This window comes from Vibrio ostreae (genome assembly GCF_019226825.1).
Lineage (GTDB): Bacteria > Pseudomonadota > Gammaproteobacteria > Enterobacterales > Vibrionaceae > Vibrio > Vibrio ostreae.
On sequence record NZ_CP076642.1, the window covers coordinates 1,201,076 to 1,222,181 of the forward strand.

Genomic DNA, 21,106 nt, shown 5'->3' on the forward strand with positions numbered 1-21,106 from the left:
GTCATGTTTTTGTGTTTTTTTGTACAACAAATACATCGCAAATGAATAGAATGTCCCAAAAAATAAATATTGAAACATCGTCAGACACACTTTTTCTTAATTAAGAAAAATATAAATAAAACTGGGCACGAGCCGATAAGCCTTTAAGATTGAATTAATTCTTCAGGAAAATAATTCAAAGACAGCCGGGGCAGGGATTTCTGTAAGTTGTAGCCGCAACTATTGAACCTCTGACACAACGACTAGTTAAATATCAATCGGTAGTGTTTAGTATATTATAAATAACAACATTTTTATTATTGTTAATTGTGCAGAGTCCGCAAGGCATCTGCACAGTTAATTTATCACAACGATTGGCATAGGTATTTGGAGACGTTATATGTCTAAAGAAGGAAGTGTCGCTCCTAAAGAGCGCATTAATATCAAATATATTCCTGCAACTGGGGATGCACAGGGAGAAGTTGAGTTACCGCTCAAGACCTTGGTGGTCGGTGACTTCAAAGGTCACGCTGAAGAGACGCCTGTCGAAGAGCGCTCGACGGTTTCAGTCGACAAGAACAACTTCGAAGCCGTGATGCGTGAAAGTGACCTTAAGTTGAGCACGACAGTGCAGAACAAACTGGGTGAAGACGAAGGTGCAGAACTGCCTGTCGAGCTGAGCTTTAAGTCTCTGGCTGACTTTTCACCCGATGCTGTGGCATCTCAGGTTCCTGAATTGAAAAAGTTAATCGAGCTACGTGAAGCGCTGGTGGCGTTGAAAGGTCCACTGGGTAACATCCCTGCGTTCCGCGATCGTTTGCAAGAGCTGCTGAACTCAGAAGAGTCGCGCGAGAAATTGCTGGCGGAACTTAATCTGGTCAGCGACGCAGAAGAGCAGACTCAGGCATAACTTGACTTGATACTTTTGACATTAATTCGGAATTGGGAACTAACAGATGTCTACTACTGAATCGGTATTGGAAAGACCGCAGCTGGCTGAAGGCAGCCTGCTGGATGAAATCATGGCTCAAACCCGCATCGCGCCAAGCGAAGAAGGGTACGATGTAGCAAAGAAAGGCGTGGCAGCCTTTATCGAAAACCTGATTGGTAGTGACCATTCAGAAATGGTCAACAAATCTCTGGTTGATCAAATGCTGGTTGAACTGGATAAAAAAATCAGTGCCCAGATGGACGAAATTCTGCATGATGAGCAGTATCAGCAGATGGAATCGGCCTGGCGTGGTCTGAAACTCTTCGTCGACCGGACTGATTTCCGCGAAAACAACAAAGTCGAGTTACTTCATGTCACCAAAGAAGAGCTGCTGGAAGACTTTGAGTTTGCTCCTGAAACAAGCCAGTCTGGCCTGTATAAACACGTTTACTCATCAGGTTATGGTCAGTTTGGTGGTGAACCAACCGGCGCCATCATTGGTAACTTTGCATTCACACCGTCAACACCGGACATGAAACTGCTGCAGTACATGGGCTCTTTGGGCGCTATGGCTCATGCGCCTTTTATTTCCAGTGTCGGACCTCAGTTCTTTGGCATTGACTCATTTGAAGAGCTGCCAAACGTCAAAGACGTGAAGTCTATCTTTGAAAGTCCGAAGTACACCAAGTGGCGTGCTCTGCGTGATTCAGAAGATGCACGTTATATCGGTCTGACTGCGCCACGTTTCCTGCTGCGTGTTCCTTACGATCCCACCGAAAATCCAGTTAAATCATTTAACTATGCAGAGAATGTCAGCCAGTCGCATGAACATTACCTGTGGGGTAACACGGCGTTTGCATTTGCAACCCGCTTGACTGACAGCTTTGCTAAGTATCGTTGGTGTCCGAACATCATCGGCCCGCAAAGTGGCGGTGCGGTTGAAGATCTTCCTGTGCACGTTTTTGAGTCTATGGGTGCACTGCAGAGCAAGATCCCGACTGAAGTTCTCATCACTGACCGTAAAGAATTCGAACTGGCTGAAGAGGGCTTTATCGCTCTGACGATGCGTAAAGGCAGCGATAACGCCGCGTTCTTCTCAGCAAACTCGATTCAGAAGCCAAAAGTATTCCCGAATACCAAAGAAGGCAAAGAAGCCGAGACCAACTACAAGCTGGGAACCCAGTTGCCTTACATGATGATCATCAACCGTCTGGCACATTACGTGAAAGTCTTGCAGCGTGAGCAGATCGGTTCATGGAAAGAGCGTCAGGATCTTGAGCGTGAACTGAACGCGTGGATCAAACAGTTTGTAGCTGATCAGGAAAATCCACCAGCAGACGTTCGCAGCCGCCGACCGCTACGCGCCGCGAAGATTGAGGTTATGGATGTTGAAGGTAACCCGGGTTGGTACCAGGTTTCTCTGGCGGTACGTCCGCACTTCAAATACATGGGTGCAAATTTTGAGTTGTCATTGGTAGGCCGTCTGGATCAAGCTTAATCATGACATATATAGCACCTGAAGAGAGTGTTTTTGGGGTTGGCTTCTTCGAGCGTTTAGAAGCCAACGCTAAACCTGTGTCTCTGACTCAAGGTCCGGATGCATGGGATGTACTCGACTCCGTTAAACGTAACGTATCCAACATTCTCAACACCCGAATTGGTGGTGCGCAAAGCGCACCTCATTTGGGATTGGTCGATTTTAATGACGCCACGTTGGAAACCATGGATTTATCGTTACGTATCAAGCTGGCGATCCAGCAATGCCTGGAGCGTTATGAGCCGCGTTTAAAGAATGTCTTGGTTCGTTCAGATAACGAACATCACAATCCGCTTACGTTGCGTTTCCATATTGCCGCCAGCATCAACAGCGATGCATTACACAAGAAAGTTCAGTTCAGTCTGTTACTGGATCAAAATAGAAAGTATCGAGTGTATTAAGTTTATGACTCAAGATAAGTATTTCAGGGAAGAGCTCGCTTTTCTTAAAGAGCAGGGCCAAGCCTTTACCGAAATTCATCCCCAGCTTTCACGCTTTTTGCAGGCTAAAACCACTGATCCGGACGTAGAACGTTTGCTGGAGGGGTTTGCGTTTCTGACTGCGCGCCTGCGTGAGAAAGTGGAAGATGAATTCCCTGAACTTACTCACTCGATCATTAACATGCTGTGGCCGAACTATCTGCGTCCGGTCCCCAGCATGAGTATTGTCACTTTCACTCCAGATAAAAGTGTCAGTGAAAAGCAGACCGTCTCGCGCGGTACCCAGCTCGACAGTAAACCGGTATTTGGCACTAAGTGTCATTTTCGTACCTGCCGTGATATCGAGCTTTATCCGTTGCAATGTCTGGATGCGCACGCGCAACACACCCGCGAAGCAACCACCATTAAATTGGATATGAAAATGAACGGTGACATCGCCTTTGGTGACGCCGGCATTGAGGATCTGCGTTTTTATTTGGGGGGCGATAAATACAGTTCACAAATGCTCTATTTATGGCTCAACCACTATTTGCAAAAAATCAGCGTTGAAGTCAACGGTACCGAATTTATTCTTCCGGCCAGTGCGTTTTGCACGGTTGGCTTTGGCAGCGACGAATCTTTGCTGCCTTATCCGAGCAATGTTTATGAAGGTTACCGTATTCTGCAGGAATATCTCTCTTTTCCGGAAGCTTTCCACTTTTTCGACATTAAAGCGCTTGGACGCACTGTGCCGAAATCGGTGCAGGGTGACTTCACGCTGAATATTCATTTCTCGAAAACCTTGCCAGCTGATGTACGGGTGCGTAAGGATAATTTCCAGCTTTACTGTACGCCTGTGATCAACCTGTTTGAGCACGATGCTGATCCTATTGATCTCAATGGCCGAAAAGCCGAGTACCGCATTGTGCCATCGAGTCGTTATCCGGCGCATTACGAAGTGTTCAGTGTGGACAGTGTGACCGGCTGGCAGGACAGCAGCCAGAATGGTCAGCGTATGCGCGGCGAAAAACGCCATTACTCGGCGTTTGAAACCTTCCAGCATGAAGTTGAGCGGGCACGTGACCGGCAGGCTTTGTATTACCGTACCCGTGTCAAAGAAAGTATCCGTGGTGATGGCTTTGACTCTTTTATGTCGTTTGTGCGTGGTGATGAAACCTTGTCTGTCGACGTGGACGAAGCCGTTTCTCTCAAACTGACCTGTACCAATCGCCTGCTCCCACTGGAACTGGGCATCGGCGATATCTGTGAGCCGACGGATACGTCACCGCCTTATGCGGACTTTCATAACATCACCATTCCGTCGCAGTCACTGCGTCCGGTGCTGGACGGCAGCCTGCTGTGGACCCTGATTTCCAATCTGTCACTGAACTATCTGTCGCTGCTTTCCAAAGATGCTTTAAGCAGCGTGTTACGTGCTTACGATTTCCGCGCTCTGGTGGATCGTCAGGCTGAGCGCGTGGCGCGTCTGCGCCTGGACGGGATCAGCAAAATCGAATCGAAACCGGTCGATAAAATTTTGCGCGGTTTGCCGGTACGTGGATTGCAGTCGACGCTGTACATCGATCAGGCTGGTTTCGGGTCTGAAGGCGATCTTTACCTGTTCGGTACAGTTCTAAGTCATTTCTTCGCACTTTACGCCAGTATCAACTCATTTCATGAGTTGGTGGTGGTCAACTTAACCAATCAAGAGAAGTACACATGGGGAACACAGACAGGAATGCAGCCGTTGATATAACGGCCGATAGTCCGGTTGTGCCTCAGTCGCACTTACCCGGGGATGTACGCTCTTACAATTTTTACCAGTTGGTGGAGTTGTTGCAAAAACTTCATCAACTGAACCCGGAGTCGGAAGAGTGGGAACGCCAGTGTCAGCTGGTGTTCAGTGCGAATCCGAGCCTCGGCTTTTCGCCCAGCGATGTCAATGCACTGCTGGAAAGGCCGGATGACCGGCTGGTGATGCTGACCAACTTTTTTGGTCTGTCCGGTGCGCAGTCACCACTGCCCGGTTTCATTATCGAACAGCTGGTGAATGAAGAACCCGGCGGTATTAAACAGCCGTTTATGGATTTTTTTAATAACCGCCTGATCAACCTAGTTTATCGCATCTGGCGCAAATACCGTTATTACGTGCGTTTTCAACCGGATGCACAGGATACCTTTTCGGCGCAGCTGTTTGCTTTGGTCGGATTGGGCGACCCGGATTTGCGCGGTGAAACACCGATTAACTGGTGCAAGATGTTGGCCTATGCCGGCACGCTGGCTGGCCGTAGCCGTTCTCCGCAGGTGGTGGCGGGCATTATCGCGCACTGTTTTGATCTTGAGGATGTGCAGATTCGACAATGGGTCCGTCGCAAAGTCAGCATTGACCCCTCTCAGCAACTGTCTCTGGGGCGCCAGAATGGCGAACTCGGGATGAATACCATGCTGGGTGAATCGGTCATGGACTGTAACGGCAAGTTCGCGATTTGTATCGGCAAGTTGTCACGTGCGCGTTTTGCCGATTTTCTGCCCTCAGGAAAAGAGTATCAGCCGCTGTGCAAACTGGTCGAATTCATTTTGCGTGAGCAGATGGCCTATGACCTTGAGTTGTCGATGGACGCTGAAGAAGCGCCACCGCTCACCCTGCGGGCTGAAAGCGGTGTCGCACTAGGCTGGACTTCATTCCTCGGTAAGCACACCGAGGACAAATACGTTTTGATTCAAGTGAGACAATAACATGAATGCCATGACACAGCCCTCAGTGACTCTTCTGGTAACCAATGTCCAGATCCTCGAATCCGGACTGGCGGCTCAATCGACAATCACGGTCGATGGCGGCACGATCGGCAGTGATGCTTACGCCACCTGGCGTCTGAAAGATACCCAGGGAAAGGTGAAACCTCTGCACTGTGAAGTGATGTCGGTTGATGGTGCTTTTTGCGTCAAAGACCTGTGCGGTGACACTTATGTCAACGGTTCGCACATGCCACTGGGCCGTAACCAACTGGCGCGTCTGGAAGATAAAGACGAAGTCACCATCGGCCCTTACCAACTGCGCGTGTTGCTGGATAAATCCCGGGATAGTGAAGACAGTGATGGTCCGCTGGATGCGATGTTTAAGTCGCAGCAAGTTGATTTACTTGCGGATGACGTTTTCGATGACAGTGAGCTTATCGCGGCGGACGAAGAAGAAGCCAATCACGATCCGCTGGCCGCGCTGGACGCGTTGGTCAGCAGCGAAGATGACGGCGAATCTTTGCTAAAGGAAGTCGAAAAAGCACCGGACAGCGAGCAGCCAGCTAGTCTGGTTCCGCAGGATAACCTGGTACTCAATGATCCCTCTTTCACCCCGCAGGCGGACAGCGAGTATGAGATGACCTCCTCAATCCGTCTGAAAAAAATTCTTGGCTTCGGACGTTCAGTTTTAGCAAATGAATCGTCACAGCAGCCTGCCATGCATCAGCAGAATGTTCAGCACAATCAAGCAAATGATCCGTTTAAAACGAACGAACAGTCTGGAAACGATCAGTTTAGAAATAACACGCTATTTAAAAATAATACAGCACCAACAGATATAAACACCAACAACGAATCAGAGGGCTTAACCATGGATGAAAACGTACTGGATCTTCTCGAAGAAGAAGTTGCCAAAAGTATGCAACCTGCGACCGACCACAACACCACAACGGCCGCTGGCGGCCAGCATCTGCTGACCGGACCTATGTTGCAGGGCCTGGGTATTGATCTGAGTCAGAATAATGATATGGAACGCATGCACATGTTGTCCCACGAACTCGGAGAATCGCTGCAGGCGTGTGTCAAAGGCTTACTGCAACTGCATGAACAGGTGAGTGAAGGCCGTTTTGGCACCATGAACCGTAACCTGCAGCCGATTGAAGATAACCCGCTGCGTCTTGGCCTGAATTACCCTGACACCATCCGTACCATGTATGACGCGGATAAAAGCCTGGTCCACCTGTCTGCACCGGCGGCTATCTCGGAAAGTCTGAAAAATGTGCGCGACCATAATGAAGCGATGCAACACGCTACCACCGAAGCGCTGAGTCAGATCCTGAATGCCTTTTCGCCTCAGGTCCTGCTGCGTCGTTTTAATCACTACAAGCGTAATAGCGATAACCAGACCGGCTCTGATGAAGCCTGGGCCTGGAACATGTACTGCAATTACTACCAGGAACTGACTTCTAACCGTCAGCGTGGTTTTGACAAGCTGTTCTGGGAAATCTTCGAGCAGGCGTACGACAAGAAAATCCGTGAGAAGCAACTGGAGTCGTAATCGTGAACAAGCTGCTGTTTATGCTGCTTTCGCTGCTGCTGTTGTCGGCCTGTAGTTCGACAGAGCCTTACGAGCCCGCGAAAGAGCCGACCAAGGTGACATTCAGTCTGCTGACCGATGAAGGGGTGAACCCGAGTATCTGGGGAGAAGCGTCACCGGTTGAAATCCAAGTTTTTGAATTGCAGGACGACTCGATGTTCATGTCGGCCGACTATGACCAACTCAAAGATGATTATAAAAAAGCACTGCGCAGTAACTTTGTTAAAAACTACGACTACGTGCTGATGCCGGGACAGTTTAAATTCGTCAATGCATTTGAACTGGATGAGAACACCCATTACATCGGTGTGATGGCGCATTTTTCTGATCCGGAAATCAGTGAATGGAAAAAAGCAGTCAAAGTGCTCAATAGAGGCAGGGAATACCACCTGCTGATGTTTTTTAAAGATTACAACGTCAAACTGGATAGGGTGGAATAACACAAGATGTTTGCTCGAAACCGCGTGATCTGGAATGAGGGGCTGTTCATTAAACCCCAGCATTTCCAGCAGCAGCAACGTTATACGGAATACCACATCGATGAGCGCATGAGTGCGGTCAGCCGTTACCTGTATGGTGTTTCAGAGTTGTCACTGAATCCTGAATATTTGTCTTTTGGTCGTATCGCGATAGAGCGTGCGGTAGGCATCATGCCTGACGGCACCGCGTTTCGTATTCCGCAGGAAGACGCGATGCCGGATGCGCTGGAAATTGACGACGCATCGCTGGCCAATCAACTGGTGTATTTGGCCGTACCGCTGCGCAGCGAATCCCTGATGGAAATCAACTGGCCGGAAGAGCAGGGGACGGGACGTTACGTCAGTCGCCGCCTTGAAGTGCGCGATGTGCATACGGTGCAGGGTGACAACACCACCATTGATGTCTCGCCAATCCGCATGCAGTTAATGCTGGAAAAAGAAGATCGCAGTTCGTTTGCCTCGATTGCCATCGCCCGCATTCTGGAAAAACGCCCGGATGGCAGTGTGGTGATGGACCCGGACTTTATCCCTTGTCATCTCAACGTCGTTGGTAATGCTGCCCTGCACCGCTTTATTAATGAGATGTCCGGCCTGATGCGTGAGCGCGCGAAAAACATCGCCCAACGTATCAGCGCACCTTCTCAGGGTGGCGTGGCTGATGTATCAGATTTTATGTTACTGCAGGCTCTGAACCGTTTGCAGCCTCAGATGCAGCATCTGGCGGAACTGCGCAGCCTGCATCCGGAGCGTCTGTTTGAGTGTCTGGCTTCTGTTTGCGGTGAGCTGGCCACCTTCACTGATGAAGGTCGTCTTCCGCCTTCATTACCAAGTTACAACCACGATATGCCGAGCCTGTCGTTTGGTCCGCTGATCCGCAGCCTGCGTCAGAGCCTGAGTGTGGTTCTTGAACCTCGTGCGGTCTCAATCCAGCTTGATAAGCGTAAGTACGGCCTGATGGTCGCACCGGTGCATGATCCGCAGCTGATGGACAGCGCCGAATTCATTATCGCAGTGAAAGCCCGTATGCCACTCGACGAGTTGCGTCGCCTGTTTACCCAGCAAACTAAAGTGTCATCGGTTGAGAAGATTCGCGAACTGATTTCACTGCAGTTACCGGGAATTCCACTGATTTCATTGCCTGTTGCACCGCGTCAGCTGCCGTACCACGCCGGCTATACCTATTACCAGCTGGATAAGAGCAGCCCTGCCTGGGCGATGCTGGATCATTCCAGTGGCTTTGCGTTCCACGTTGCCGCGGCATTTGATGATCTTGACCTGCAGTTCTGGGCGATAAGGAGCTAACCATGGCACAGAATAAAAAAGAGGGCCAATACGCCAGCCTGCTGTTTGACGATGTCGAGCAGATCAACCATGACCAGGACTACTGGTTCCAGCTGCGCGGTGATAACCCGAATGTACTGATTGACGCAGCAACCCCGTTGTTTGGTTTGTCTCTGCGAGTTCGTTCATTGTCGGAATGTCACAACATCGAACAGATCTACAACCAAACCGTGGAAGAGATTAAAGCGATCGAAATTGAGCTTTCGGAGCAGGGTTTTGAGCACGCGATCTTAATGGCTTACCGCTACATCCTGTGTGCTTTTCTCGACGAAGCGGTCATGGGCACCGAATGGGGCGCTTCCAGCGTCTGGGCGGAGCATTCCATGTTATCGCGTTTTCACAACGAAACCTGGGGTGGCGAAAAGGTGTTTACCATTCTTGGTCGTCTGGAAGGGGAACCTAAGCGTTATGAAGCCCTGCTGGAATTTATCTATCAGTGTCTGGTGCTGGGGTTTGAAGGCAAATACCGCGTGATGGATGGCGGACAGGTAGAGCGCGAGCGTGTGATCAGCCGGTTGCATGATGTACTGGCCACGCTCGATGATGAAGAGCCGCAGGATTTGACCCGTGCGACGGATCATGTGGTGAAAGCGAAATATAAATTAAGCCGTGAAGTACCGCTCTGGTCCGTGTTTGCCGGATTCCTGGTGTTGTGGGTCGGCATCTTTCTTGGTTACAGCTATCTGCTGCATAGCAAATCAAGCGACGTAATAACTCAATTAAATCAAATACTTTAAAAATTATAAGGCTAGGTGATCGCCGTGATCCGTATTGAACTCCCAACGTTGATTTCGAAATTAAATGCCCAAAGTAAACTGGCATTAGAACAAGCGGCGTCTTTGTGTATTGAACGTCAGCATCCGGAAGTGACGTTCGCCCATTTTTTAGATGTAGTGACAGATAACCCGCTTTCTGATGTGCGACTGGTCATCAAACAGGCTGGTCTGGATGTTGAAGCGGTCAAGCAGGCGATAACATCCGGCTATGCCCGGGAGCAGGCGCTGGATACTTACCCGGCATTCTCCCCGTTGTTGGTGGAACTGCTGCAAGAAGCGTGGCTGCTTTCGACTACCGAACTGAATCAGACTGAACTGCGCTCCGGTGCCATGCTGGTCGCGGCCCTGACTCAGGCTGACCGTTATCTGTCCCCAAAACTGGCGTCTCTGCTGGCCGATATTAACCGCGAAAGTCTGAAGAAACATTTTGATGCCATCGTCGCAGACTCGGCGGAAACTGAGGTGGAGAAACCGGCTAAAGGGGCGGCGGCACAAGCGCTGTCCTGTGCCACATCGCCGCTGGACAAATACTGCACCAACGTGACCGAACAGGCACGTAAGCAGGAACTCGATCCGGTCCTGTGCCGTGAAAATGAGCTGAATCTGATGATCGATATCCTGTGTCGCCGTCGCAAAAACAACCCGATCGTGGTGGGTGATGCCGGTGTGGGTAAAAGTGCGATGATAGAGGGCCTGGCACTGCGCGTGGTGGCGGGTACGGTGCCGACTCAACTGCAGAAAGTTGAGTTGCTGTCGCTTGATCTTGGCCTGCTGCAAGCGGGGGCTTCGGTCAAAGGTGAATTTGAGAAACGCCTGAAAGGCGTGATTGACGCTATCAAGAATGCGCCCAATCCGGTGATTCTGTTTATCGACGAAGCACATACCCTGATTGGCTCTGGCAATCAGGAAGGCGGCAGTGATGCCGCTAACCTGCTGAAGCCGGCACTGGCACGTGGTGAACTGAGCACCATCGCGGCGACTACCTGGAAAGAATACAAGAAGTACTTTGAAAAAGACCCGGCCCTGACCCGTCGTTTTCAACTGGTTAAGCTGGAAGAGCCAAGCATTGAGCAGGCGGTCGACATTTTACGTGGCCTGAATAGTGTGTATGAGAAAGCGCACAACGTGCTGATCACTGATGAAGCGCTCAAAGCCGCTGCTGAGCTGTCGGCGCGTTATATTTCGGGTCGTCAACTGCCGGATAAAGCCATTGATGTGCTGGATACCGCGTGCGCGCGGATTGCGATTAACATGACCACGCCGCCAAAACGTCTGGCGCAGTTAGAAACTGCGTGTCACCAGCGTCAGCTGGAAATCGACATGCTGCAACGTGCCCATTACCTCGGCCAGAGTGCGGACTTGGGCCGTCTGGATGAACTGCGCTCGCAAGAGCTGGCGGACGAAGCTGAGAAGCAGACTCTGACTGAGAGCTGGCAACAGCAAAAACAGCGGGTTGAGACCATTATTGACCTGCGTGCGCAACTGCTGGATCTGGCCAAACAGGAGGATGCGGATGAAGAGACTCGTGACAGTCTGCATGCTGATCTGCAGTCACATTATCTGGCCCTGCAAGCGATTCCGCATCAGGAAGTATTGATGCATGCGCAAGTCGACGCCGAGCAGATAGCCGAAGTCATTGCGGACTGGACCGGCGTACCGGTTGATCAAATGAACAGCGATGAACTGCATAAAATCACCCATTTAACTGAGATCCTGGGCCGCTCCATTAAAGGTCAGGATATCGCTATTGAACGTGTGCACCGTAATCTGCTCACCGCCCGTGCAGACCTGCGCCGTCCGGGGCGTCCGAAAGGGGCGTTCCTGCTGGTTGGTCCGAGTGGGGTTGGTAAAACCGAAACCGTGGTCCAGCTCGCAGAGCAGTTGTATGGCGGCAAACAGTTCCTGACCACCATCAACATGTCCGAGTACCAGGAGAAGCATACCGTATCACGTCTGATTGGCTCGCCTCCGGGTTATGTCGGTTACGGTGAAGGCGGCGTGCTGACCGAAGCGATTCGTAAGATGCCCTATTCTGTCGTACTGCTGGATGAAGTGGAAAAAGCGCATCCGGAAGTGCTGAACATCTTTTATCAGGCATTTGATAAAGGTGAGCTGGCTGACGGCGAAGGTCGTCTGATTGATTGTCAGAATATCGTGTTCTTCCTGACCTCAAACCTTGGTTATCAAACCATTGTGGATTACGCCGAACAGCCTAAACAACTTGATGAAGCCTTGTATCCTGAACTGGCGGCTTTCTTTAAACCGGCTTTGCTGGCCCGAATGGAAGTGATTCCTTACAAACCGCTTAGCAAAGAGGTGCTGGCGGAAATTGTTAAAGGCAAACTCAATCGCCTGGAAACCTTGTTCCGTGAACGTTACAACGCTGAAGTGGTGATTGAAGAGCGCCTGATTGACGAAATCCTTAATCGTGCGACACGCAGTGAAAACGGTGCCCGTATGCTCGAAGCCATTATCGAAGGCCAGCTGCTGCCGCCGGTATCGCTGGCGCTACTGAGCAAACTGGCTGAGCAGCAGCCGGTACATCGCATTCACCTGGATGCGGTGGAGGGTGAATTTATCGGTGAGGTGGATTGAGCATGAGTAACTGGCTTACTTTCACTGCAGACTTAGTCGGGCTGAGAAAGCCGCAGCAACTGGCTACTCAGTTTGTCAGCATTATCAGCCGCGAACTGGGTTTATCCAACGCTCTGCTGCTGTTGCCAAATGCCAATGGACGTCTGCTGGTGCCTCATGATGACCGTCTCAGCTGTTCCTGGTCGGTAACGGATTTTGAAAATCCATTTTCGCATGTATTGCAGTCTTCCAAAGCCATGCATCTGACGGCGGAAGAGCTGGTTTTCTGGCAATCAAACCGCACCTTCAGCCAGTTGGTGGCTAAGGTCGGCATGTTTGATTCAGTCTGGATCCAGCCGCTGCCGATGGGGCACCGTCACGTGCAATCGATTTTGGTGCTGATGGGTGACAGTAATGTAGTGGGTAAGATTTTCAGCGATGCCGCGTTTTTAAAATTCATTGATGTCTTCTCCCAGCAATGGTCTTTGCTGCACGATATGGAACGTGAAGAGCAGACGCGTCAGGCACTGAAAGAATCCTTGTGTGATTTCGAACGTGATTCAGCCCAGCGCGTGCTGGTCAAAGATCTGTCGCGCAAGTTGATCGGTGACAGTGCGGTGATGCAAAAACTGCGTGAACAGATCGTCAATGCGGCCAGCTCCAATCTGTCGGTCATGATTCAGGGCGAAACCGGTACCGGTAAAGAGTTGGTGGCCGAAGCGGTGCATGACCTGTCATCAAGACAGCGTGCGCCGTTCGTCGCGATTAACTGTGCCGCGATTCCGGAAAACTTGCTGGAGAGCGAACTGTTTGGCTATACCAAAGGCGCTTTCTCCGGTGCAGACAGTGACAAGCAGGGTTTGATCGCCCAGGCCAACGGCGGCACCTTGTTCCTGGATGAAATTGGTGATATGCCGCTGGCGCTGCAGGCCAAACTGCTGCGGGTGCTGGAGTCAAAAACCTTTCGCCCGGTCGGTGGTAAGCAGGAGATGACTTCGGATTTTCGCCTGGTGTCTGCCACCCACGTTAATCTGCTTGACCAGGTGCGTCGTAAAGCGTTCCGTCAGGATCTTTACTATCGCCTGTTCCAGTATCCGCTGACCCTGCCACGTCTGGCGGCGCGTCTGGATGATATCGATCTGCTCAGTCAGCATTTTGTTCAGCAGTTTAATCAGCAGCATGGCAAGAATATTCGCGGCTTGCATTACCGTGCATTGGATTGTCTGAAAATGCATGATTTTCCGGGTAACGTACGTGAACTCAAGCACTTGATTGAATTTGGCTGCGCCCAGACTAGCGACGGAACTCAGGTTGAAGAACACTGTTTCACTGCGCGTATTGTACCTGCGGCCAGTCCGGCTACTGCCTCGTCAATCGCACCAAGCGCTTCGGCCGATATCGCGTCAGAGGATGTACCGGCATCCGAGCAGAATTTTAATGTGATTAACGATCTCAAGCAGGCGCTGAACGATTTTGAAGAAAAAATCATTCGCGAGCGTCTGAGTCATTTTTCCGGTGACCGCGCCAAAGCAGCGGAAAGCCTGGGTATTCCTAAGCGTACCCTGGCTTATAAGTGCCAAAAGCTGGAGATCAAAGCGCTATGAACCGAGCAATCTTGTTAGTGCTGGCAGGCTCATCGCTGTTTGGCCTGTCAGGTATGGCCCGGGCAGAGACGGCACGGCAGACGCTCGAAGCAGCTTCGCAATGTGTGCAGATTGACGCCCGTCTTGAGCGCCTGGCCTGTTTTGACCGCGTATTTGAAACTCCGGTACAGGTGGCAATGCCAACCGTGCAGAGTCATCTGCCGCCATCCTGGCAGCGAGCGATGCAGGCTGTGCAAAATAGTAATGAAAACTGGACACTGACCACGGAAGGCGAGGGCAAAGGCAGCAATGCCTGGGTCACGCTGACCGCGCTCAACCAGAAGACCCGCTTTGCCGACAATGCTAAACCGGTATTGATGCTGAGCTGTATCGATAACCTCAGCCGGGTTGAGCTGGCATTGCCAAGTGGTGTCTCAGACGCCCGAATTGAAATCTCGGCTGCAGGACTGGACTCGCAATATATGCGCAGTGACGACAGCGGTACGCTGATGTCATCGGCGCGAGGTATGCCGGCGATCAGCATGATGAAATCAATGGCCGGACAATCTCGCTTATTACTGCGTTCGAATGCCCCGTTTGCCGACGGGCTGCAGTTTGACACCGAGCCGTTGAAGCATGCACTCGGTGCATTACGTGAACGCTGTGGCTGGTAGGAGAAAGAGATGGAATTGACCGAATACCGCCAGTCTGTTGCGCAGCCGATCAAGGGCGAAAGCCGGGTTGGAGAGCGTCTTATTGATGACCCGCTGTTTGATTTTGTTGAAGATCAGATGATGAAGGTCGGCTCTCTTTCCCACGGCAGCGTGCAGTGGGATGAAGTTGAGCACAGCGTCGTCAAGTTGCTGGGTGAGAAAACCAAAGATATCAAGTTGCTGGTTTATCTGCTGCAGTGCCTGCACAACCAGTTTACAGCCGCGCGTTTTATTCTCTCTTTTGAGGTTATGACGGATTTCATGGCTGAATTTTGGGAGGAGAGTTATCCGGCGCCGGGTAAGCGCGGTAATCTGCCGCGGCGTAAATTTTTCAGTCAGATCGCGCAGCGCTTTGCGCTGGTAGTGGACAAAGTTGACTTCAACCGCTTTGACACTGCCGACCGTGACGCGCTCGCTAGTGCTGTTGATGGCTGGCAAAAAGTGATTGAGAGCCACGGACTCAGCTCTGAGGCGGTCGATTTGGTCGTGCGCAGTATCACCAGTCAGTTACGTCAGGCAGAAGAGCGTCAGCAAACCCAGCCTGCGGCGTCGGCGCAGCCGGTTGCGGCTGCAACGGCAGCGCCGACCAGCAGCAGTCCGTCTCTGGCTATTGATAACTCGAGTGATAAAGCCGCCAAGCAGACCCTATTAAAAGTGGCGGACTTTCTGGCCGAGCAGGAGTTCGGGGTTGCGCTGTCAGTACGTTTACGTCGCTATGCGGTCTGGGGAGCGATCACTTCGCTGCCTGATCATAAGGCAGACGGGGAGACCATGCTGAGGGGCATGCAGCAGGATCGAATCAAAGATTATCAGGATCAGATGCGTCATCCTGATCTGACATTATGGCGTAAGGTTGAGCAGAGCCTGACTCTGTCACCGTACTGGTTCGACGGCCAGTTGATGAGCTTTAACATCGCGCGCAGCCTGGGCAAAGAGACCTGGTGCAGTGCGATTTTAGAAGAAACTGAGCAGTTTTTGCAGCGCATGCCGTCCTTGTTCGATCTCAAATTCAAAGGCGGTGCACCGTTTGTGTCAGAAGAAGTCAGAGACTGGCTGGCAGCGACTCAGCACACAACGGCCACGCAAAGTGTTGGTGACTGGCAGGAAAAACGTCAGGAAGCACTCACTCTGGCCAAAGACGGTGGCATCGCGGTGGCATTGTCGATGCTGAACGATGGGTTGGTAGCGGCGACTGAGCCGCGAGACCAGTTCTATTGGCGCCTGCTGTCTGCCGACCTGATGCAGGCCAATCATCTGGATGCCATGGCTCAGCAGCAGTACCAAACATTACATACACAAATATCTGCTATGCAGGTGACCGACTGGGAACCGTCGCTGGTGGAACAATTAGAACGATATACAACGTCAGAGTAAACGAAGGACACCATCCATGTGGAGATTTATTGTTGGGTTAGTAAGAAGGCTTAAGCCAGGCATGCTGGCCGCATTACCTATTTTGCTCGTTACCCTGTTCATATTACTGAATGTTGCGATTTGGTGGGCGGGACCGTGGTTAGAGATTTTTGAAACTAAGCCACTCCAGTCTGTCTTGTCGCGCGTGGTCGCCAGTGGCTTGTTCACTCTGGGCGCTCTGGCGTTATGGGGGTTGCTGCAGTGGCGTAAACTGCAAAACTATCAGGCGCAGCAAAAGCGTGATGAACAACTGCGTCAGGATCCGATTCGGGTTTATGAAGAGCGCCAGGAAGTTGAACTGAATCAGGTGATGGTTAATATGCGCCAGAACCTGAACAAGCGTAATTATCTGTATTCTTTACCTTGGTATCTGGTTCTTGGGCTGGAAAATGCCGGTAAAACCAGTTTGATCAACCGCTCGGGGCAGAAGTTTGTTTTCTCTTCCGTCATGCGTGCCTCCGGGCAGAAGAGTGAAAACCCATATTCGTTTGACTGGTGGATTGGTGATGAATCGGTCCTGATCGATCCGGACGGTGAACTGCTGACGCAGGGTAACCGCAGTGAAGATAACGATGGTGCCATGGAGCGCCGTCTGTGGCTGCACTTCGTCAAGTGGCTGGACCGTACCCGCAGCCGTCGTCCGCTCAACGGTATTGTACTGGCGCTGGATGTGTCACATCTGGCCACCGCGACGGCGTCTGAGCGCAAAGCCTACGCCAGTCTGCTGCGTGCACGTCTGCGCGAACTGATGGAAACGTTGTCAACGCGTCTGCCAGTCTACATTGCTCTGACCAAGCTGGACTTACTGTATGGCTTTGAACCTTTCTTCAAGCACTATACCAAAAGTCAACGTGAGGAAGTGCTGGGCTTTACTTTTTCGCTCGATTCAATCGACAACCTCGACAACTGGCTGGAAGAGTTTGCTAAAGATTATGCCGAGTTTGTAGAACGTATCAATAATGCGTTGCCACATGCGGTGTCGGCACCGATGTCACTGGAAGAGCGCAATGCGATCTACAGCTTCACCCGTCAGGTCTCCGGCCTGAAAGAGATCCTGGGGCAGTTTTTCCAGGATGCGCTGGCCAGTGATCAGTTTTCGACCTCCGCTCTGGTGCGCGGCGCCTACTTTACCTCGGTGTATCAGCAAGGGGTGCCGACCAACGCATTTGATGATGCGGCGTCGCGTCGCTATGGCTTGTCGCATGCGGTTAACACCGCGCAGCGGGCGAAAAACTCAACCATTTATTTCACTCAGAAGCTGTTCACTAACATCATCTATCCTGAAGCAGGACTGGCCTCGGATAACTTTCGTATTGCGCGTCAGAAACGCCGTCTGATGGTGTTGTCGGTGGTGACTGGTAGTATTGCAACTCTGCTTTTAGTGGGTAACTGGCACCGTAATTACCTCGCCAACGTGGAACATGCCAATGCCGTACTGGCCAAGGTGAACCAGTACCGGGATGAATTTCCGTCCAAAGCGAGTTTGGCCTCTCAGCAAGACGTGCTGGAGCCACTGAACAAAATCCGTGAAGCGACGCTGGAGTTTGGCTTCTTCCGTGAAAAGCCCAAATACATCTCAGATTTCGGTCTGTATCAAGGGCACACCATCGGTCCTATGGTGGAAGCGACCTATCTGAATCTGCTGGAAACCCGCTTCTTGCCACTGTTAATGGCTGATGTGGTGATGGATCTCAATCAGGCCCAAACCGATGAAGAAAAACTGGCAGTGCTGCGTGTGTATCGCATGATGGTGGATAAAAGCGGCCGTTATCAGGATTACGTGATGGATTATTTCTCACGTTACTGGCAGCAGGAGTTCTCGGGGCGGCGTGAAATTCAGGAAGAGTTGCTGGGCCACCTCGACTATGCGATGCGCCATACCGATCTGGCAGGTGAAAGCCAGCATGGTAACAAGGCGGCGACCAAGGTGATGAAACCTTATGAGCCGACCATTGCCAAGGTTCAGGCAGAACTGGGTAGCATGCCTAATGATCAGCGCGTGTATCGCAACCTCAAGCTCAATGCTCAGACCGTATTAGGCCCGGCGATTAACCTGCGTAACCTAGTGGGGCCGGTGTTTGACGTAGTGTTTGAAGAACGCGTGATGAACAGCAGCAGCCTGTACATTCCGCAGATGCTGACTAAGCGTGGCTTTGAAGAGTACTTTATGCCGCGTTCTGAGTCGGTGTCGGAGTTGGCACTGATCGACAGCTGGGTACTGGGCCAGTCAAAGTCAGCTCAGTTCAGTGAGGCAGATAAGCAGGCACTGCGAAATAAGATCCGCGATCAATATGTCGCCGATTACACCAACACTTGGCGTGCTGCACTGAACGAAATCGATGTGAAGTATTTCAGTGACATCAATGATGCCGTGGCTGTCTTGGATAACCTGACCGGTAATATTGAACCGATGCAGCGTCTGCTGCGCACGCTGGACACCAATACTGAATTGTATGCTTCTCTGCCTGATGATGATGCGGCGCAGCAAGCGCTGTTGCAGAGTCCGAAATATAAAGTAGCGTCGATGATCGAATCACCGTTTGCTGAGCTGAATGACATGCTTAAACCGGTGGGCGACAAACCGGCTTACATGAATGAAGTACTGGCCTCGGTGGAAGAGTTGCAGAATTACCTGAAAGCGATTCAGACCGCACCGGATGTCGGCACTGCCGCTCTTGATGCAACCAAGGCACGAGTCAAACTGGTTAATGCGGATCCGATTTATACCCTGAAACGGATTGCTTCCGGTCTGCCGAAACCACTCGACAGCATGATGACCAAAATTGCTGACGAGAGCTGGTATGTGATTAAGCAGGAGGCGATCCGCCATCTGGAAGTGCGCTGGCACGATGATGTTTACAACACCTTCCAGCGCAAGCTGGCTGGTCGCTATCCGTTTAATCCGAAGGCGAAGAAAGATGCGTCACTGCAGGATTTTGAAGCCTTCTTTGCGCCAAATGGCACTCTGGACAACTTCTATAACAATCAGTTACGGATGTTTATTGAGGAGAACATCACAGTCAATGATGGCGAAAATGCCCAGTCGCTGATTCGTAAAGATGTGCTCAATCAGATCAAGCAGGCGCAGAAGATCCGCGATGCTTTCTTTAACCGCAAAGGCATTCTTGATGTCAGTTTCTCGGTGGAGCCGCTGCGTCTGAGCGGCAACAAGCGCCGCAGTGTGCTCAACGTCGACGGTCAGTATCTGGCCTACAGCCATGGTCCGCGTGACAGCGTGGAGCTGATCTGGCCAAACACGTTGCGCGACTCTGCGGTTTCTAAAGTCACGCTGGTGCCGACTCAGTCCAATATGTCACCACGTAGTATTGATATTCAGGGACCGTGGGCGTTCTTCCGTCTGCTGGACCAGGGGGATGTGGTGGCAGCCAGTGCGACTTCGGTGGACTACAAATTTGATGTTGATGGCGGTGACATGATTTACCGCATCAATTCAGAAGCGAATGCTAACCCGTTCACCGAGCGCTTGTTTAACTCGTTTAAGCTATCCAATACCTTGTATTAAAAAGTTTATTTTCGATATTACTAATCTAATTAAGCGAGCGGGGTAACCCGCTCCTTTACTCTGGGACTGAGCCGTAAATGTCCAATATTTTGTTTATTGATAATGCTTACTACCGTATTTGCGAGCATGTGGATGAGATTCGTCATCTCGATGAGTACCAAAAAGTAAGAGATGAGATCAATCGTCGTTTTAACCCGCTGGCGGGATCGACAGATTGGGAACTGGTGCGTGATTGTTGTGACACTCTGGCCAGAAAGGCGGGGGTGGATCTGATGATGAGCGGCTACTTCGCGGTCGCGAGTCTGAAAACCCAGGGTCTGGCCGGATATGCCAACGGACTGGAATTACTCAGTGCCTGTCTCAACAGTCAGAACAAGCCGGATGCTAAGTATGCCAAGATGCACAAAGAGGTGCTGGACTGGGTGAATGGCAAAGTGGTGCCGGAGCTGAAAGCCATCAAGCCCAACTATGAATCACTGCGTGAACTCTATCGTTGTGAGCGCTTGTGCGAACGGATTCATCATCAGTTGGAGCAGCAGCAGCCGGATTACCCGGTTGATTTTGAAAGTGTCGGTTTTGTGCTATTCGAACATATTGACCGGATTGAAACTCAGTACCACAGCCTGGTGAAACGCCAGATGCAGCAGCAAGCTCAGGAGCCGCCTAAAGTGCTGCGCAGTCTGCACCGCAAATGGGTTGGCGCCGCATTTGTCCTCGGCGGTCTGCTGTTTGGTGCCGGAGTCTGGGCTTATCAGGTGTTGCCATGGTTCAGTCACAGTGAGTATTCGGCTGAGGTGAAAGTGGCGACGCTAAACAGCGACCAGGCTCTGCATCAGTTCCAGCTTGATGTCTCCCCGGGCCAGGTCGTGCGCTGGAAAGAAGATCTGGTCGGGCTGTATCAGCACTCGATTGTGCAAAAAAGTGCCGCATCTGTTGAACAGAGTAAGCGCGAAGCGATGCATGAGATGTCAGCGCTGATGGCGCTCTATCCGCAGGATCCTAAGGTGGCTGAATCGCAACAGGCATTTTCTACCGCACAGCAGGAGGCGCTGGCGCAAACCGATATTTTTGTGCAACGTTTCGGTGAAATGCGTACCCGCATGGCTAACATCGCACTGCTGGCGAAACGTGGCCGATGGAACGAGTTGCAGCGTCAAACCAAATCTCTGCAAGATTTTGCCGTGAGTCTGTCACCGATTTATGGCCGGGTGGATTACGTGCAGAGCCTGATTAAGCAGGGCGAGGTTGACGACGCCCGGAAGGAGTTGGACATCCTGAAACTGCGTCTCAATAACCTGAGTTGGACCATGGCTCAGCTGGAAGAAAACCTATCCGCAGAGCTGGCGCGCTGAGCGTGTCATGTCCATTACACAGCGGGCAAAAAGTTGCGTATCGGGCAGCTTCTTGCTCCACTGTGGCGGCAGATTGCCCTGATGATGAGTTTTTCAACATAACCAATTGATTAATAATAAAAATAAGATTGGCATTACCCTTGCTGCAAACTC

General features: G+C 51.3%; 15 protein-coding genes. All 15 read left to right on the forward strand.

All coding sequences use genetic code 11. From position 1 onward, the window contains the following. Nucleotides 1-379 precede the first annotated feature (379 nt). The 15 genes from tssB (at nt 380) to KNV97_RS05290 (ending at nt 20,953) form a co-directional block, all read left to right on the forward strand. Nucleotides 380-889, forward strand: a complete 510-nt coding sequence (gene tssB / locus KNV97_RS05220; protein WP_136487091.1) for a type VI secretion system contractile sheath small subunit — start codon at nt 380-382, stop codon at nt 887-889. A 46-nt stretch (nt 890-935) separates the two neighbouring features. After that, nucleotides 936-2,408 (forward strand): type VI secretion system contractile sheath large subunit, encoded by a 1,473-nt coding sequence (tssC, locus tag KNV97_RS05225; RefSeq protein WP_136487092.1) that lies wholly within the window; start codon nt 936-938, stop codon nt 2,406-2,408. 2 nt (nt 2,409-2,410) lie between these two features. Then, entirely contained in the window at nt 2,411-2,848 is a 438-nt protein-coding gene (gene tssE / locus KNV97_RS05230; RefSeq protein ID WP_136487093.1) for a type VI secretion system baseplate subunit TssE, read from the forward strand. 4 nt (nt 2,849-2,852) lie between these two features. Next, nucleotides 2,853-4,622, forward strand: a complete 1,770-nt coding sequence (tssF, locus tag KNV97_RS05235) for a type VI secretion system baseplate subunit TssF (RefSeq protein WP_136487094.1) — start codon at nt 2,853-2,855, stop codon at nt 4,620-4,622. Further along, nucleotides 4,586-5,602, forward strand: a complete 1,017-nt coding sequence (gene tssG, locus KNV97_RS05240; RefSeq protein ID WP_136487095.1) for a type VI secretion system baseplate subunit TssG — start codon at nt 4,586-4,588, stop codon at nt 5,600-5,602. The genes tssF and tssG overlap by 37 nt, the downstream gene beginning before the upstream one ends. Nucleotide 5,603: 1 nt before the next feature. Beyond that, the gene (gene tagH, locus KNV97_RS05245) at nt 5,604-7,160 is read left to right on the forward strand and encodes a type VI secretion system-associated FHA domain protein TagH (protein ID WP_218561709.1); all 1,557 of its coding nucleotides are present in this window, start codon (nt 5,604-5,606) and stop codon (nt 7,158-7,160) included. Nucleotides 7,161-7,162: 2 nt separating this feature from the next. Then, the gene (gene tssJ, locus KNV97_RS05250) at nt 7,163-7,639 is read left to right on the forward strand and encodes a type VI secretion system lipoprotein TssJ (RefSeq protein ID WP_136487097.1); all 477 of its coding nucleotides are present in this window, start codon (nt 7,163-7,165) and stop codon (nt 7,637-7,639) included. A 6-nt stretch (nt 7,640-7,645) separates the two neighbouring features. Beyond that, the gene (gene tssK / locus KNV97_RS05255; RefSeq protein ID WP_136487098.1) at nt 7,646-8,980 is read left to right on the forward strand and encodes a type VI secretion system baseplate subunit TssK; all 1,335 of its coding nucleotides are present in this window, start codon (nt 7,646-7,648) and stop codon (nt 8,978-8,980) included. Between the two features lie 2 nt (nt 8,981-8,982). Then, a complete protein-coding gene (icmH, locus tag KNV97_RS05260; RefSeq protein WP_136487099.1) occupies nt 8,983-9,756 on the forward strand; it encodes a type IVB secretion system protein IcmH/DotU in 774 nt (257 codons plus the stop codon). Nucleotides 9,757-9,780: 24 nt separating this feature from the next. After that, a complete protein-coding gene (gene tssH / locus KNV97_RS05265; protein WP_218561710.1) occupies nt 9,781-12,390 on the forward strand; it encodes a type VI secretion system ATPase TssH in 2,610 nt (869 codons plus the stop codon). Nucleotides 12,391-12,392: 2 nt separating this feature from the next. Then, on the forward strand, nt 12,393-13,973 hold the full coding sequence (locus tag KNV97_RS05270) for a sigma-54 interaction domain-containing protein (RefSeq protein ID WP_136487101.1): 1,581 nt from the start codon (nt 12,393-12,395) through the stop codon (nt 13,971-13,973). After that, the gene (gene vasI, locus KNV97_RS05275; protein WP_136487102.1) at nt 13,970-14,626 is read left to right on the forward strand and encodes a type VI secretion system-associated protein VasI; all 657 of its coding nucleotides are present in this window, start codon (nt 13,970-13,972) and stop codon (nt 14,624-14,626) included. The genes KNV97_RS05270 and vasI overlap by 4 nt, the downstream gene beginning before the upstream one ends. A 9-nt stretch (nt 14,627-14,635) precedes the next feature. Then, the gene (gene tssA, locus KNV97_RS05280) at nt 14,636-16,039 is read left to right on the forward strand and encodes a type VI secretion system protein TssA (RefSeq protein ID WP_136487103.1); all 1,404 of its coding nucleotides are present in this window, start codon (nt 14,636-14,638) and stop codon (nt 16,037-16,039) included. 16 nt (nt 16,040-16,055) lie between these two features. After that, nucleotides 16,056-19,601, forward strand: a complete 3,546-nt coding sequence (gene tssM, locus KNV97_RS05285) for a type VI secretion system membrane subunit TssM (protein WP_136487104.1) — start codon at nt 16,056-16,058, stop codon at nt 19,599-19,601. A 77-nt stretch (nt 19,602-19,678) separates the two neighbouring features. After that, nucleotides 19,679-20,953 (forward strand): type VI secretion system ImpA family N-terminal domain-containing protein, encoded by a 1,275-nt coding sequence (locus tag KNV97_RS05290; RefSeq protein ID WP_218561711.1) that lies wholly within the window; start codon nt 19,679-19,681, stop codon nt 20,951-20,953. The last annotated feature ends 153 nt before the right edge of the window (nt 20,954-21,106 follow it).